14 protein-coding genes are annotated in these 14,719 nt (G+C 68.5%); 4 read left to right on the forward strand and 10 right to left on the reverse strand.

Annotation, left to right across the window (positions count from 1 at the left end; all coding sequences use genetic code 11):
* From ACK4ZD_RS03295 to ACK4ZD_RS03305, 3 genes are all read left to right on the forward strand, one after another.
* A partial coding sequence (locus ACK4ZD_RS03295) for a metallopeptidase TldD-related protein (RefSeq protein ID WP_409658772.1) occupies positions 1-1,042 on the forward strand: 1,042 nt, incomplete at its 5' end.
* A gap of 183 nt (positions 1,043-1,225) precedes the next feature.
* The gene (locus tag ACK4ZD_RS03300) at positions 1,226-2,305 is read left to right on the forward strand and encodes a TRAP transporter substrate-binding protein (protein ID WP_409658775.1); all 1,080 of its coding nucleotides are present in this window, start codon (positions 1,226-1,228) and stop codon (positions 2,303-2,305) included.
* 262 nt (positions 2,306-2,567) lie between these two features.
* Entirely contained in the window at positions 2,568-3,650 is a 1,083-nt protein-coding gene (locus ACK4ZD_RS03305) for a TRAP transporter substrate-binding protein (protein ID WP_409658777.1), read from the forward strand.
* A 206-nt stretch (positions 3,651-3,856) separates the two neighbouring features.
* Here ACK4ZD_RS03305 and ACK4ZD_RS03310 read toward each other — a convergent pair whose 3' ends face one another.
* From ACK4ZD_RS03310 to ACK4ZD_RS03335, 6 genes are all read right to left on the reverse strand, one after another.
* Complete coding sequence (locus tag ACK4ZD_RS03310; RefSeq protein ID WP_409658779.1) at positions 3,857-5,659, reverse strand: TRAP transporter large permease subunit; 1,803 nt, start codon at positions 5,657-5,659, stop codon at positions 3,857-3,859.
* Positions 5,656-6,270, reverse strand: a complete 615-nt coding sequence (locus ACK4ZD_RS03315) for a TRAP transporter small permease subunit (protein ID WP_409658781.1) — start codon at positions 6,268-6,270, stop codon at positions 5,656-5,658. Before ACK4ZD_RS03315 ends, ACK4ZD_RS03310 begins: the two co-directional genes overlap by 4 nt.
* Before the next feature lie 307 nt (positions 6,271-6,577).
* The gene (locus ACK4ZD_RS03320) at positions 6,578-6,922 is read right to left on the reverse strand and encodes a TIGR01244 family sulfur transferase (RefSeq protein WP_409658783.1); all 345 of its coding nucleotides are present in this window, start codon (positions 6,920-6,922) and stop codon (positions 6,578-6,580) included.
* A 23-nt stretch (positions 6,923-6,945) separates the two neighbouring features.
* Positions 6,946-7,392, reverse strand: a complete 447-nt coding sequence (locus ACK4ZD_RS03325) for a GatB/YqeY domain-containing protein (RefSeq protein WP_409658785.1) — start codon at positions 7,390-7,392, stop codon at positions 6,946-6,948.
* Between the two features lie 122 nt (positions 7,393-7,514).
* Complete coding sequence (gene rpsU / locus ACK4ZD_RS03330; protein WP_019559597.1) at positions 7,515-7,727, reverse strand: 30S ribosomal protein S21; 213 nt, start codon at positions 7,725-7,727, stop codon at positions 7,515-7,517.
* Positions 7,728-7,888: 161 nt separating this feature from the next.
* Positions 7,889-9,097, reverse strand: a complete 1,209-nt coding sequence (locus tag ACK4ZD_RS03335; protein WP_409658787.1) for an NAD(P)/FAD-dependent oxidoreductase — start codon at positions 9,095-9,097, stop codon at positions 7,889-7,891.
* 69 nt (positions 9,098-9,166) lie between these two features.
* Between ACK4ZD_RS03335 and rhtB the strand changes: the two genes are divergently transcribed.
* Positions 9,167-9,796 carry a homoserine/homoserine lactone efflux protein gene (gene rhtB / locus ACK4ZD_RS03340; protein WP_409658789.1) on the forward strand — a complete coding sequence of 210 codons (630 nt, stop codon included), beginning with the start codon at positions 9,167-9,169 and terminating at the stop codon, positions 9,794-9,796.
* On the opposite strand, the gene cobA is transcribed toward rhtB, so the two are convergent.
* Genes cobA through nirD form a run of 4 tightly spaced genes read right to left on the reverse strand, consistent with a single transcriptional unit; the run spans position 9,777 to position 14,718 of the window.
* Positions 9,777-10,580, reverse strand: a complete 804-nt coding sequence (gene cobA / locus ACK4ZD_RS03345; RefSeq protein WP_409658791.1) for a uroporphyrinogen-III C-methyltransferase — start codon at positions 10,578-10,580, stop codon at positions 9,777-9,779. The genes rhtB and cobA overlap by 20 nt on opposite strands.
* Positions 10,564-11,514: a DNA-binding protein YbiB gene (gene ybiB, locus ACK4ZD_RS03350; RefSeq protein ID WP_409658793.1), complete on the reverse strand. Its 951-nt coding sequence runs from the start codon at positions 11,512-11,514 to the stop codon at positions 10,564-10,566. Before ybiB ends, cobA begins: the two co-directional genes overlap by 17 nt.
* Before the next feature lie 43 nt (positions 11,515-11,557).
* On the reverse strand, positions 11,558-14,365 hold the full coding sequence (locus ACK4ZD_RS03355) for a molybdopterin-dependent oxidoreductase (RefSeq protein ID WP_409658795.1): 2,808 nt from the start codon (positions 14,363-14,365) through the stop codon (positions 11,558-11,560).
* Positions 14,362-14,718 carry a nitrite reductase small subunit NirD gene (gene nirD / locus ACK4ZD_RS03360; protein WP_409658796.1) on the reverse strand — a complete coding sequence of 119 codons (357 nt, stop codon included), beginning with the start codon at positions 14,716-14,718 and terminating at the stop codon, positions 14,362-14,364. Before nirD ends, ACK4ZD_RS03355 begins: the two co-directional genes overlap by 4 nt.
* Position 14,719: the final 1 nt, after the last annotated feature.

Genomic DNA, 14,719 nt, shown 5'->3' on the forward strand with positions numbered 1-14,719 from the left:
GCCCGATGAAGCCGATCTGGCTTTGGGTGAGGCGGCCGAGCGCGACCTCGACCTCTTCCATCCCTGGGCGCTGGATGCGGCCGGGGCGGCCGAGCTGGCACTGCGCTGCGAATCGGCCGCCTTTGCGGTGGATCGACGCATCACCAACTCGGAAGGTGCGGGTGTGTCGGCTCAGCAGTCGCACTTCTTCGCGGGCAACACGCGGGGGTTCCGCGGCGGCTACGCCAGCTCGCGTCATTCGCTGTCGGTGGCCCCCATTGCCGGGCGTGGTGCGCACATGCAGCGCGATGCCTGGTACAGCTCGATGCGCGACCCTGCCGAGCTGGCCTCGCCCGAGGCGGTGGGGCGCTATGCGGCCGAGCGGGCCCTGTCGCGTCTGCACGCTCGCAAGATCCCCACGTGCGAGTGCCCCGTCCTGTTCGAATCGACGCTGGCTGCCGGGCTGCTGGGCGGATTCGTCCAGGCCACCAGCGGCGGTGCGCTATACCGCAAGGCGTCCTTCCTGGTCGACAGCCTGGGCCGCCAGGTCTTTCCGGAGCATGTGGACATCCACGAAGATCCGCACATTCCCAAGGGCAAGGGCAGCGCCCCCTTCGACGACGAGGGGGTGCTCACCCGTGCGCGCCGGGTGGTCGAAGCCGGGGTCGTGCAGGGGTACTTCCTGTCGAGCTACTCCGCGCGCAAGCTGGGTCTGCGCACCACCGGGCATGCCGGCGGTTCGCAGAACCTGCGGTTGACCAGCCGGCTCACGCAGCCGCATGACGATCTGGACGCGATGCTGCGCAAGCTGCACCGTGGCCTGTTCGTGATCGAACTCATGGGGCAAGGCGTGAACTACGTGACCGGCGACTATTCGCGCGGCGCCGCGGGCTTCTGGGTGGAGGACGGGCGCATCGCCTACCCCGTGCAGGAGATCACCATCGCCTCCAACCTGCGCGAGATGTTCCGCCACATCGTCGCGGTGGGGGCCGATGCCTACACGCTGGGCTCGAAAACCATCGGCTCGGTGCTGGTCGAGTCGATGAAGGTGGCCGGTTCCTGACGTTTGGCTGAACATCCGCTCGGTCAGGCTTGAAGGTGTACCACGACGCCCTGAGCAAGACCTGAAAAACGGGCCCGAATGCGTGATTCCTCTAAGCGGAATCTCCCCGGTCCGTGCGGCTCTGAGCCGTTCCTAGAATCGCGCCGCCTGCGGGCTTCACATAGATCCATACAGGAGCTTTCCATGGAACGTCGTTCCTTCATCCGCACGACCGGGCTGGCCGGCGTGCTCGCCGCCGGGGTCGCCCCGGCCCTCCATGCCCAGCCGGTGGTGCGCTGGCGTTGCGCGTCGAGCTTTCCCAAGTCGCTGGACACGATCTACGGCGGGGCCGAGGTGTTCGCCAAGAAGGTCCACGACATGTCGGGCGGCAAGTTCCAGGTCTCGGTGCATGCCGGCGGCGAGCTGATGCCTCCGTTCGGCATCGTCGATGCCCTGCAGAACGGCACCGTCGAGATGGGGCATACCGTGCCCTACTACTACTTCGGCAAGGATCCGACCTTCGCGATCGGCGCAGCCATCCCCTTCGGCCTGAACTCCCGCCAGATGACCGCCTGGACCTTCGAGGGCAACGGCCTGAAGCTGATGCGCGAGTTCTACGCGCAGTACAACATCATCAACTTCGCTGGCGGCAACACCGGGGCGCAGATGGCCGGCTGGTTCCGCAAGGAGATCAACTCGGTCAACGACTACAAGGGCCTGAAGTTCCGCATCGGCGGGTTCGCCGGCGAGGTGATCAAGCGCCTTGGCGGCGTGCCGCAGAACATCCCCGGCGGCGAGATCTATCAGGCGCTGGAGAAGGGCACGATCGACGCGGCCGAGTGGGTGGGCCCGTACGACGACCAGAAGCTGGGCTTCAACAAGGTGGCGCCTTTCTACTACTACCCTGGCTGGTGGGAAGGGGGGCCGCAGATCGACTTCTTCATCAACATCAAAGCCTACGAGGCCCTGTCGGCCGACTACAAAGCCATCGTCGAGGCGGCGGCCACCTATGCCCATGTGGACATGCAGGCCAAGTACGACGCTCGCAACCCGGTGGCGATCAAGCAGCTCGTGGCGGCCAAGACCCAACTCAAGGCCTTTCCGAAGGCGGTGATCGATGCGGCCTTCAAGGAGGCCATGGCGCTGTATTCGGAACTGTCGGCGTCCAACCCCAACTGGAAGAAGGTCTATACCGACTACGCCAACTTCCGCCGCGACCAGAACCTGTGGTTCCGCTTCACCGAGGCGCAGTTCGACCGTTACATGCAGTCGGCCAAGCTGTGACCGACGGCCCCTGAGGCCCATGCTCCGAGACGAGGCCCCGCCTGGCGGGGCTTTTTTCATGGGGCTTGCTTTTCATGCGGTCAAGTCAAGCTGAAAGAATTCTGACATCGAGGGCCGGGCTTGCCCGTAAGTGAACTTGCGCACGGGAAAAACCCTGTCAGGAAGCTGAAATCCCCCTCCTAGAATTCGCGCACGCTCGTGGACCCTCACGAGGGTGTTCTCGCGTCATCTTCACCTCAACTCGATACACAGGAGTGTCTCCATGGAACGTCGTTCCTTCATTCGCACCACCGGCCTGGCTGGCGTCCTGGCCGCTGGCGCTGCGCCTGCCATCGTGCACGCCCAGGCCAACATTCGCTGGCGTCTGGCCTCGAGCTTCCCGAAAGCGCTGGACACCATCTACGGCGCTGCCGAGACCTTCTCGAAGAAGGTGAGCGACATGTCGGGCGGCAAGTTTCAGATCTCGGTGCATGCCGGCGGCGAGCTGATGCCCCCGTTTGGCGTGGTCGATGGCGTGCAAAACGGCACCGTCGAGATGGCCCACACCGCCCCGTACTACTTTTTCGGCAAGGACGAGACCTTCGCGCTGGCCTGCGCCATCCCCTTCGGCCTGAACTCGCGCCAGATGACCGCCTGGATGTACGAGGGCAACGGCCTGAAGCTGATGCGCGAGTTCTATGCGCAGTACAACATCATCAGCTTCCCGATGGGCAACACCGGCGCGCAGATGGGGGGCTGGTTCCGCAAGGAAATCAAGACCGTGGCCGACTACAAGGGCCTGAAGTTCCGCGTCGGCGGGTTTGCCGGCAAGGTGATCGAGCGCCTGGGGGGCGTGCCGCAGAACATCCCCGGTGGCGAGATCTACCAGGCGCTGGAGAAGGGCACGATCGACGCGGCCGAGTGGGTGGGCCCGTACGACGACCAGAAGCTGGGCTTCAACAAGGTGGCGCCCTTCTATCACTACCCCGGCTGGTGGGAAGGCGGTCCGCAGCTCGACCTGTACGTCAACACCAAGGCCTACGAGGGTCTGCCGGCGGAATACAAAGCCATCATCGAGGCGGCCGCGGCCTATGCCCACACCGAGATGCAGGCCAAGTACGACACTCGCAATCCGGCGGCGCTCAAGCAACTGGTGGCCGCCGGCACCAAGGTGGTGGCCTTCCCGAAAGCGGTGATGGACGCCGCCTTCAAGGAAGCCATGGCCCTGTACGCCGACCTGTCGGCCAAGAACCCCAACTGGAAGAAGGTCTACAGCGACTACGCCAACTTCCGTCGCGACCAGAACCTGTGGTTCCGCTTCACCGAGGCGCAGTTCGACCGCTACCTGCAAGCCGCCAAGCTGTGAGTCTGGCCGGCGGCGCCGGCCGCCGGTGAGTGGGCCCGGCCGGCGCGTCACGCAGTCTGCTCCCATCCCGCCCCGCCACCGCGCCGGGCGGGATTTTCATTGGGGCCCGGTGAAAGGCCCGGGGTCTGCGGTCTCCTCGGGACGGGGCAGAACAAAGGCCCTGCGGGTCGCGCAGGGCCTGTGCGGGCCAAGACAGGCGCAGCGTCTCAGCGTTGAGGGGGCGGCTGGAGCGCGCGCTCCAGGGCGCGGGCAGGATCCTCCTCTTCCTCGGCGGCGGCCGGGGCGCCGGCTTCGGGCTCGCTGGCTGCCTCTCCGGCCGGATCGGAGGAGGCTTCTTCCTCTTCGGCACCGAACTCGGGGTCGACCGGCATCTGCAACTGCTGCATCACCTCATCGGCGCTGAGTTTCTCTCCCTGGGAGATGTTGCCGGTCACCAGGCCGGGGAAGGCGATGATGACGCCGACCATGACCAACTGGATGCAGATGAAGGCGATCGAACCCTTGTAGATCTGCGGCGTGCTCACCGCGGGGATCAGCTTGTTCGTGATGCGGTCGAGGTAGTCGGCCTTCGGCGCCACGCTGCGCAGGTAGAACAGCGCAAAGCCGAAGGGGGGAGTCAGGAAGGAGGTCTGCAGGTTCATCGCGATGATCACGCCGAACCAGATCAGGTCGATGCCCATCTTCTCGGCCACCGGCGCGAGGATGGGGATCACGATGAAGGCGATCTCGAAGAAGTCGATGAACATCCCCAGTACGAAGACGAGGAAGTTCACGAAGATCAGGAAGCCGAGCTGGCCGCCGGGCAGCTTGTCGAACAGGTGTTCCACCCAGATGTGGCCGTCGGCGGCATTGAAGGTGAAGCTGAACACCGTCGAGCCGATCAGGATGAAGAGCACGAAGACCGACAGACGGGCTGTGCTGTCCAGAGCCTGCTTCAGCACCGCAAAGCTCAATCGGCGACGGGCGGTGGCCATGATCAGGGCGCCGACGGCCCCCATCGCGCCGCCTTCGGTGGGCGTGGCCACGCCCAGGAAGATGGTGCCCAGCACCAGGAAGATCAGCACCAGCGGCGGGATCAGCACGAAGGTGACCTGCTGGGCCAGCTTGGACAGCAAGTGCAGCCCCAAAAGCCGGTTCAGCAGGGCCAGCACCAGCGCCAGCACGGACGCGACCGTCATCGACAGGATGAAGATCTCGTCACCGGGCGCTTCGGCGAAGGGGCGTTCGACCAGCGGGTTGATGATGGATGAGTGCACCCGGGACCAGGCGAAGCCTGCTGCGGCGCACACCGCCAGCAGGACGACGAGCGAACGGTGGCCGCTGGCGCCATTGCTTTCACGGTAGATGCGGGCCTCGGGCGGCAGGGCGGGCACCCAGCTCGGGCGGAAGATCGCCAGCAGGATCACGAACAGCAGGTAGCAACCCACCAGCAGCAGGCCGGGGATCAGCGCACCGGCATACATGTCGCCCACCGAGCGGCCGAGCTGGTCGGCCATCACGATCAGCACCAGCGACGGGGGAATGGCCTGGGCCAGCGTGCCCGAGGCGGTGATCGTTCCGGTGGCCACCGTGCGGTTGTAGCCGTAGCGCAGCATGATGGGCAGCGAGATCAGGCCCATCGAGATCACCGCGGCGGCCACCACGCCGGTGGTGGCCGCCAGCAGAGCCCCCACCAGGATCACTGCGATGGCCAGGCCGCCTCGCACCGGACCGAACACCTGGCCGACCGTCTCGAGCAGGTCTTCGGCCATGCCCGAGCGCTCCAGGATGATGCCCATCAGCGTGAAGAACGGGATGGCCAGCAGGGTCTCGTTCTGCATGATCCCCAGGATCCGCAGCGGCAGTGCCTGGAACAGGTTGGCGCCGAACAGGCCCAGCTCCATGCCGATGAAGCCGAACAACAAGCCGGTGGCCGCCAGGCCGAAGGCCACCGGGATCCCGCACAGCAGGAAGAACAGCAGTCCCGCAAAAAGGACGGGGACGAAGTTGTTGACGAGGAATTCGCTCATGACTGGGCTTTGGCGGGGAGGTGGTCGTGGGCCTGGGCTTCCTGGGCGAGTTCTTCAGCCAGCCGTTCGGCCTCGCTCTTGCGTTCGATGTGGGAGAAGGGCTCGCTGCGATGCCCGGTCAGGAAGGCGATGCGCTTGATCAGCTCCGAGACGGCCTGCGCCAGCAGGATGGCAAAGCCGGCCGGGATCAGGAAATAGATCGGCCAGCGCACCAGGCCGCCGGCGTTCTGCGACATCTCCCCACTGTTCCAGGCGTTGACGAACAGCGGCCAGGACAGGTTGATGAGGATCAGGCTGAGCGGGATGATGAACACCACCAGCCCCAGGATGTCGATGAAGGCGTTGGTGCGCTTGGAGAAACGCGAAGCGACGAAGTCGATGCGCACATGGGCGTTGTGCAGCAGCACGTAGCCCACACCCAACATGAACACGGCGGCGAAGAGATACCACTGGATCTCCAGCCAGGCGTTGGAGCTGGTGCTGAGGGTCTTGCGCACGATGGCATTGGCCGCGCTGATGAGCACGGCCGCCAGGACCAGCCACATGAGGGCACGGCCAATCTGTTCGTTGATCCAGTCGATCGCTCTGGACAAGCTGAGCAAGATGTTCACGTGGACTCCAAGAACGTGGAACTGCACAGGCCGACCGCGCCGTCCGGCCCGCATCGCAGGGCGGGTCGGTCCTGGGCGCTGCAGACCGGGGGTGGCACGGGAAGGGCGCCCGGGCCAGCTCGCTCGACGACGCGCTGCCCGGACGATGAATGCCGCCGCGCACTGTAAGGAGCTTGAACTGAATATCGCCTGAACACGCCGCGTGTTTGCACGGATTCTAGGGAAGACCCCTAGAAGCTCGGCCGCGCCGAGGCCCCGTGGGGAAGGGGTGATGCACCAAGGAGGGGCGCTGAGGCCCAAACTAGGATCAGTTGGCGGTGGTGGCGGCCTGATAGAGGCGGGCACTGCGAGCCCCCGAGCGGCAGAACATCAGCACCGGGCGGGGCAGCGAGGCCAGCACCTCGGCCGCTTGCGCGATCTGCTCGGGCGTCTGGCCCATCGAAGGGACGGGCAGGTGGACGTATTGCAGCCCGGCGGCGCGGGCGGCGGCCTCGATCTGGGCGCTGGTGGGCTGATCGGGGCCGCCTTCGAAGTCGGGGCGGTTGTTGATGACGCTCTTGAAGCCAGCAGCCGCGGCCTCGGCCATGGCCGAGGGATCGAGTTGGGGGGCGACGCAGACGTCGGGGGCGATGGCTTGGAGGGGCAGGGACATGGGGGGGACTCCTTGGGCGCCGTTCACCGGCTGAGGGTTTGCTTGACGGCGGCGGACACCAGGCCCATGTCGGCGCGACCGGCCAAGGCGGCCTTGGCGGCCGCCATGACCTTGCCCATGTCGCCCGGACCGGTGGCGCCCACCTCGGCCACCAGGCGTTCGATTTCCGCCGCGATCTCCTCGAGGCTCAGGCGCTGGGGCAGATAGGCCTCCAGCACGGCAATCTCGACGTTTTCCTTGTCGGCCAGGTCGGTGCGCCCGGCCTGGGCATACTGCCCAGCAGCGTCCTTGCGCTGCTTGATCAGCTTGTCGACGATCCCGATCACCGCGGCGTCGTCGAGGGTGATGCGCTCATCGACCTCTTTTTGCTTCATCGCGGCAATCAGCATGCGGATGGTCGACAGGCGCTCACTGTCCTTGGCGCGCAAGGCAGCTTTCATGTCGTCGGAGATGCGGTCCTTCAGGCTCATGGGGGTCTCGGTGGAAGCAGGAGGAAAGTATGCCGCGATCGGCCCAGAAAGCACAAAGCCCGCCGGGCGTCCCCAGGCGGGCTTGGGTCAAGCCGGGCTGCGCGGGGCAGCCGCTGCCGGGCTCAGTACAGCTTTTTGGGCAGCTGCATGCTGCGCACACGCTTGAAGTGGCGCTTGATCGCAGCGGCTTTCTTGCGCTTGCGCTCGGCCGTGGGCTTCTCGTAAAACTCGCGGGCACGCAGCTCGGTCAGCAGGCCCAGCTTTTCGATGGTGCGCTTGAAGCGGCGCAGGGCCACGTCGAACGGCTCGTTTTCTTTGACGCGAATGGTAGTCATTGAGAATGCGGATCCTTGAATTTCTTGGCGCCCCGCCCAGGCTCCTGACGGAACTCTGAGCCCCTTGGTGTACGGCCAAGGCCAAAGACGCACGGTTTGCCAGCAAAGACAAAGATTATAGCCAGCCCAGGCCGGTTTGCAAAGGAGGCTGGGGGCGGGCCTCACGGCATGGCGGCGGCCAGGGCGCGTGCGCAGGCGGCCGCGCTGGCCCAGGCCCACTGGAAGTTGTAGCCGCCCAGCCAGCCGGTCACGTCCACCACCTCCCCGATGAAATGCAGGCCCGGCAGGCGACGGCTTTCCAGGGTCTGGGAACTGAGTTCACGGGTGTCCACCCCCCCGGCCGTGACCTCGGCCTTGCGGTAGCCTTCGGTGCCGCTGGGCAGGAGCTGCCAGGACTGCAGCCGCTGCGCCAGGGTGGCGAGGTCGCGGTCCCGGGTGTCGGCCAGCGGGCGGGCCCCGCCCAGCCCCAGCGAGTACAGCCAGGCGTCGGCCAGGCGCTGCGGCAGGTGCTCGGCCAGCACGGTGGCGAGCTGCTTGCGCGACCCGGGCTTGGTGTGGCGCAGGGCCTGCGCCAGGTCCAGGCCGGGGCAAAGGTCGATCGTGAGCGGCTGGCCCGCCCGCCAGTGGCTGGAGATCTGCAGGATGGCGGGGCCGCTCAGGCCGCGGTGGGTGAAGAGCAAGTCGTCGTCGAAGCGGGCCTCGGTGCGGCCCTGCCCGGTGCGGATGCTCACGGGCAGGGCCACCCCGGCCAGGCCGGCAAAGGGCGCCCAGACCTCGCCGTCGAAGGTGAGCGGCACCAGCGCGGGACGGGTCTCGACGATGCGATGTCCGAACTGGCGGGCCAGGCGGTGGCCGAAATCGCTGGCACCGATCTTGGGAATGGACAGGCCTCCGGTGGCCACGACCAGGCGGGGGCTGCGCACGGTGCCGGCATCGGTGTCGCATTCGAAGCCGGCGCTGCCGTGGCGCACTGCGGCCACGCGACAGGGCTGCCAGCGTGTGACACCGCCGGCTTCGCATTCGCGCAGCAGCAGTCGGATGATGTCTTCCGAGGACTCGTCGCAGAAGAGCTGGCCCTTGTGCTTTTCGTGCCAGCCGATCCGATGCCGCTGCACCAGGGCGATGAAGTCCTGCGGCGTGTAGCGGGCCAGGGCCGAACGGCAGAAGTGCGGGTTCTCGGACAGGAAGTTCGCCGGGCCGGCGTCGCGGTTGGTGAAGTTGCAGCGTCCGCCGCCGGAGATGCGGACCTTTTCGGCCACTTTCGCGGCATGGTCGATCACGAGCACGCGCAGGCCTGCCTGCCCTGCGATGCCGGCACAGAACAGACCGGCCGCGCCCGCGCCGATCACCACCACGTCATAGGAATGCACGGCGCGCAGTGTAGGGCCACGCTACCATCGGGGCAGGGCCCCCCGCCGCCGTGGGGCCGGGAGTCGGACATGCCATTGGATGTGTGGTGGGCCTATTTCTTCGCATGCTGGGCGATCGCGCTGTCGCCGGGTTCGGGGGCGGTGCTGTCGATGAGCCACGGGCTGTCTTACGGGGTGCGGGCGGCCAGCGTGACGATCGCCGGGCTGCAGGCCGGGCTGACGATCGTGTTGGTGATTGCCGGGGCCGGGCTGGGCGCGCTGCTGATGGCCTCGGAGACGGCCTTCACGGTGGTCAAGTGGGCCGGCGCGGCCTACCTCGTGTGGTTGGGCCTGCAGCAATGGCGCTCGAGCGCCGCGGTGGCACCGGGGGCGGTGCGCCTGCCGCCGCTGCCGGCGCGCCGGCGCTTCCTGACGGGGCTGTTCACCAATGCGACCAACCCCAAGGGCATCGTCTTCATGGTGGCCGTGCTGCCGCAGTTCATCGACCCGGGCCGGCCATTGCTGCTGCAGTTGCTGATCCTGGCTGCCACGATGTGTGCGGTGGATGTGATCGTGATGCACGGCTATGCGGCGCTGGCCGCCCGCCTGCAAGGCCTGCTGCGCACCCCGCGTGCCGTGCGCTGGCTCAACCGCGGTTTCGGCGGTGTGCTGATGGGCATGGGGGCGGCGTTGGCCGCGTTCAAGCGGCAGCCGCTGTGAGGGGGCTGGCGTCGTGCCGCGGCAGGGCGGCCAGGCCCTGCAGCACGTCGCCCACGACGATCACGGCCGGGCTGCCCAGGCCTTCGCACTCCACGGTGGCGGCCAGGGCGTCCAGCGTGGTCACGGCATGGCGCTGCTGTGGCAGGGTGGCGTGCTGCACCACCGCCGCTGGCGTGTCGCCGCGCAGATGGGTGCGCAGCCCTTCGGCGATGTGCCGGTGGCGGGCCACGCCCATGTAGATGACCAGGGTGAAGCCCTGGGCGGCGGTGGCCGAGAGCTGGGCCCAGTCGAGGTCGGACTGTCCGTCCCCGGCATGGCCGGTGACGAGGATCACGCCGTGGGCATGGTGGCGGTGGGTCAGGGGCACGCCCAGGGCCGTGCAGGCCGCCAGGCCGGCGGTGATGCCGTTGATCACCTCGACCCGCAGGCCGGCGGCGCGCAGGTGCTCGGCCTCCTCGCCGCCGCGGCCGAAGACGAAGGGGTCTCCGCCCTTGAGCCGCACGACACGTTCGCCGCGGCGGGCCTCGGTGATCATCATCCGCTCGATGAAGTCCTGCGGGGTGGAGCGGCAGCCGCCACGCTTGCCCACCGGCACGATGCGCGCGCCGCGCCGGGCGTGGCGCAGCACACCGTCGCCGACCAGGTCGTCCACCAGCAGCACGGTGGCACGGCGGATGGCCCGCACGGCCTTGAGCGTCAGCAGTTCGGGGTCGCCGGGACCGGCGCCGACCAGGGTGACGAGCGGTGCCCGGGGGGCGGCGGGCGGGTCAGGCCGATGGGTCATGGGAAAAAGTCCTGGTGTCCTGTTGCCGGGACAGTGCTTGCAAGAGGCATTCCACCTGCTGCTGCAGCGGGGCCGGCGCGGGTCGTGCACCGCTGACCACGGCCTGGATGTAGCGCGCCGTGGTGGCGGCATCGCACTGGGCGGGCAGCCGCGGCAGGTCGGTTAGCACGCCCTCGCGCGCGGGGATCCCCAGTTCCGGGCGGGGCCGGCCCGCCAGGAAGACGTCCATGCGCGGCGTGCGGCGCGGGTCGGCGAAGGGCTCACCTTCGGTGCCCCGCAGCAGCATCGCGTGGGCCGCGGTGGCTTGCAGGAACTGCGTCAGCAAGGTCCCGTACTCGGGGTGGGTGTAGTTCACGACACGCAGGCCTTCGCCCGGGTCGAGCAGCTTGGCCACGGTGTGGCCGGGGTTGCGCAGGCCGATGACCCAGCGCACGTCGAGCAATCGCGCCAGCGGCGGGCACAGATGCTCGGTGCGGATGTAGGCGGGCTCGCCTCGGGCCCAGCGGCGCTCCAGATCGCCGGGGGTTTCGGCCGGTGCCAGGCCGAGGTCCCGGAAGATCTCGGCGGTGGTGACGCGGCCCGGGTCGTCCGGCATGCCGTGCACCAGCACGGCCACCCCTTCCCGTGCCAGCATCAGGGCCAGCAGGGCGGTGAGGTTGGGCAGCTTGCGCGCGCCGTTGTAGGACGGCAGCACGACCAGGGGGCGGCCGGGGGCGATGGGCAGGCAGCGGTCCCTTGTGGCCTGCAGGAAGCCGGCCAGCTCCTCGACCGATTCGCCCTTGATGCGCATCGCGATGGCAAAGGCGCCGAGTTCGAGGTCGCTGACCCGGCCGTCGAGGACCTGGCACAGGAGGTCGCGGGCCTGCTCGCGGGTGAGGGCGCGGGCGCCTTCCTTGCCGCGGCCGATCTCCTTGATGTAGGGGGCGATGCTCATGAGGTCGTGCGTCGGGAGTCCGAACCAGGGAGGGGCCCCATTGTCACGCCGCCTGCAGGCCCGTGCGCACCAGCCGGCGCAGTTCGGGCACGCAGGAGCCGCACTGGGTGCCGCAGCGCCGTTCGGCCTGGAGATGGGCCAGACGCTCCTCGGCGCTGCCCTGGCATTGCGCCAAGGTGGCGAGGATTTCCGATTCCGTGACGTTCAGGCAGGTGCAGACCTGGCGGCTGCGCGGGGCCAGCGTCGCTGGCGGCTTGGCGCCGGGCGCGAGCAGGGCGCGGCCGTAGGCCTGGGCGGGCAGTTCGTCTTGCAGCAAGGCCCGCACCCAGGCCTCGGCGCGGGTGTCGCCGGCCAGCGCGAAGGCTTCGAGCCGGGCATCCTGGCGGCCGTGCCCGCCGGGCACCAGGCGCATCGCACGGCGCTGGCCCCGGCGGCGGTCGGCATAGCGCAGCACTTCAGCGCCGGCCAAGCCGAGCTCCTCTTCAATGCGCGCGAGCAGCTCGTCCCCAGGGGGCTCGTAGGCGGCCGCTCGAAAGAGCACACCCAGCACACCACGCTCGCTGGGCTCACGCCCGAAGGGCACGCAACTGGCGTAGGCGAAGTGGGGCATCAGCGTGCGCAGGGCGGCGATGGCGCGGTGGGCCTGACCCACCGGCAGCCAGGCGGCCCCCAAGAAGGTCCAAGGCAGTTCGGCCTTGAGCACCTTGACGGCGGCGTGCTTGAGTTCGGGCTGCTTGGAGGTCGGGCAGACGGCAGGGGTCGTCAGGGCGTTGACGCCGGCCAGGCGCTCGCCGGTGCTGCTGGCGCCAGAGAGGAACTCTTCGCCCCAGTGCATGGCCAGGAAGGCCTGGGACAAGCTCACCTGCTCGCTGCCCTGGACCGGCAACACGATGGAGCCACGGCGCGAGGTGAGATGAACGAGGTCGCCGTCCTTCAGGCCACGGCGCACCATGTCCTGCGGATGCAATTGCACGGCGGGTTCGCCCACATGACCGAACAGCCGCCCGAGCAGGCCGGTGCGGCTCATGCCGTGCCAGTGGTCGCGCAGCCGGCCGGTGGTCAGGCTGAAGGGGTAGCGGGCATCGCGCGGTTCGGCCGGCGGGGTGTAGGCCACGTCGGCAAAGCGGGCCCGCCCGTCGGGCGTGGGGAAGCGGCCGTCTTCGTACAGCCGCGCACGCGGGGCCTGGCCTTCGGGGCAGGGCCATTGCCGGGGAGTGTGCTCGAGATCGGCGTAGCTCAGGCCGGTGATGTCCAGGTCGCGCCCGCGGGTGGATTCACGGTGCTCGTTCCAGATGGCCTCGGGGGTGTCGTAGGGAAAGAGCGTGGCCTGTCCGTTCAGGCGAGCGGGCCAGCGGGCTTCCAGCCGGCGGGCGAACTCGACCGCGATGTGCCAGTCGGCGCGGGCCTCGCCGGGGGGCACCACGGCGGCCCGCACGCGGCTGATGCGGCGCTCGCTGTTGGTGACGGTGCCTTCCTTTTCGCCCCAGGTGCTGGCGGGCAGTAGCAGGTCTGCGTAGGCGCAGGTGGCCGTGGTGGCGAAGGCTTCCTGCACCACGACGAACTCGCAGCGCTCCAGCGCCTTGCGCACGGTGGCCTGGTCGGGCAGGGACTGCGCCGGGTTGGTGCAGGCGATCCACAGCGCCTTGATCTCGCCGCGGGCGGCGGCCTCGAACATCTCGACAGCCGTCTTGCCCGGCGTGGCCGGCACGTCGGCCACACCCCACAGACGGGCGACCTCGGCGCGGTGCTGGGGGTTGGACAGGTCGCGGTGCGCCGACAGCAGATTGGCCAGGCCGCCGACCTCGCGGCCGCCCATGGCGTTGGGCTGGCCGGTGAGCGAGAACGGCCCGGCCCCGGGGCGGCCGATCTGGCCGGTGGCCAGGTGCAGGTTGATGAGTGCGGCGTTCTTGGCGGTGCCGCTGCTGCTCTGGTTCAGGCCCTGGCAGTACAGCGACAGCGTGGCGCGGGACTGTCCGAACCACCGGGCGGCTTCGATCAGCGCAGCCGTCTCGATGCCGCACAGCCGGGCGGCCTCCTGGGGGGGGAAGTCGAGGACGCGGCGCCGGAGGGCCTCGAAGCCATGGGTGTGGGCGGCGATGAAGGCCGGGTCGGTGAGCTGCTCCCACAACAGCACGTGCAGCATGCCATGGAAGAGGGCCACGTCGGTGCCGGGCTGCAAGGGCAGGTACAGGTCGGCAAGTTCCGCCGTCTCGGTGCGTCGCGGGTCGGCGACGATGATCCTCAGCTTCGGGTTGGCGCGTTTGGCGTCCTCGATGCGCCGGAACAGGATGGGGTGGGCGTAGGCGGTGTTGGAGCCCGCGATGAAGATCACCTCGGCATGGTCGACGTCTTCGTAGCAGTTGGGCGGCGCATCGGCGCCCAGTGTGAGCTTGTAGGCCGCCACCGCACTGCTCATGCACAGACGCGAGTTGGTGTCGATGTTGTTGGTGCCGATCAGGCCCTTGGCCAGCTTGTTGAAGACGTAGTAGTCCTCGGTGAGGAGCTGCCCCGAGATGTAGAAGCCCACGGCATCGGGGCCGTGCCGGTCGACGGTGTCGGCGAACCGGCCGGCGGCCTCGTCCAGCGCGGCGTCCCAGCCCACCGCCTGCGGCGCTTGCCCACGCTGGGCCCGGCGCATGGGCCGCAGCAGCCGGGTGTGCTGGGCCAGCGGGGCACTGGCGGTCAGGTGCAGGGTGCTGCCCTTGGTGCACAGCCGGCCGAAGTTGGCCGGATGCTCGGGGTCGCCGCGCACGCCAGTGATCTGCGCGCCCTGCGACTCGATGATCACGCCGCAGCCGACCCCGCAGTAGGGGCAGGTGGACCGCGTCTGCCGGACCGGCGCCTGTGTCATGCCGCTGCCTTCGCCTCATCCAGGGCCAGTGTGTCGAGCTCGTGCATGTCGAGGTAGACCTGACCGGACTCGACCTTCACCGTGAACCGCTGCGTGCAGCCTTGGTCGGGTTCCCTGGCGCAGCCGTCGTCCAAACCGATGGTCCAGTTGTGCAGGGGGCAGGCCACGCTGGTGCCGAAGACGATGCCCTGGCTGAGCGGACCACCCTTGTGCGGGCAGCGGTCCAGCAGCGCAAAGACCTGGTCGTCGGCGTTGCGGAAGACGGCCACCGCGCAGCCGACAGGGCGTTGCACGCGGCGCGCGCCCAGCCGGGGGATGTCCTCGACGCGGCAGATGGGTTTCCATTGGCTCATG

It is taken from the genome of Caldimonas sp. (assembly GCF_046291045.1).
Lineage (GTDB): Bacteria > Pseudomonadota > Gammaproteobacteria > Burkholderiales > Burkholderiaceae_C > Caldimonas.

Coding starts and splice junctions, on each gene's coding strand:
- nirD (WP_409658796.1), bottom strand. CDS start 14,718: ATGAGCCAATGGAAACCCATCTGCCGCGTCGAGGACATCCCCCGGCTG.
- ACK4ZD_RS03320 (WP_409658783.1), bottom strand. CDS start 6,922: ATGTCCCTGCCCCTCCAAGCCATCGCCCCCGACGTCTGCGTCGCCCCC.
- ACK4ZD_RS03300 (WP_409658775.1), top strand. CDS start 1,226: ATGGAACGTCGTTCCTTCATCCGCACGACCGGGCTGGCCGGCGTGCTC.
- cobA (WP_409658791.1), bottom strand. CDS start 10,580: ATGACCCATCGGCCTGACCCGCCCGCCGCCCCCCGGGCACCGCTCGTC.
- ACK4ZD_RS03305 (WP_409658777.1), top strand. CDS start 2,568: ATGGAACGTCGTTCCTTCATTCGCACCACCGGCCTGGCTGGCGTCCTG.
- ACK4ZD_RS03325 (WP_409658785.1), bottom strand. CDS start 7,392: ATGAGCCTGAAGGACCGCATCTCCGACGACATGAAAGCTGCCTTGCGC.
- ACK4ZD_RS03355 (WP_409658795.1), bottom strand. CDS start 14,365: ATGACACAGGCGCCGGTCCGGCAGACGCGGTCCACCTGCCCCTACTGC.
- ACK4ZD_RS03310 (WP_409658779.1), bottom strand. CDS start 5,659: ATGAGCGAATTCCTCGTCAACAACTTCGTCCCCGTCCTTTTTGCGGGA.
- ybiB (WP_409658793.1), bottom strand. CDS start 11,514: ATGAGCATCGCCCCCTACATCAAGGAGATCGGCCGCGGCAAGGAAGGC.
- rpsU (WP_019559597.1), bottom strand. CDS start 7,727: ATGACTACCATTCGCGTCAAAGAAAACGAGCCGTTCGACGTGGCCCTG.
- rhtB (WP_409658789.1), top strand. CDS start 9,167: ATGCCATTGGATGTGTGGTGGGCCTATTTCTTCGCATGCTGGGCGATC.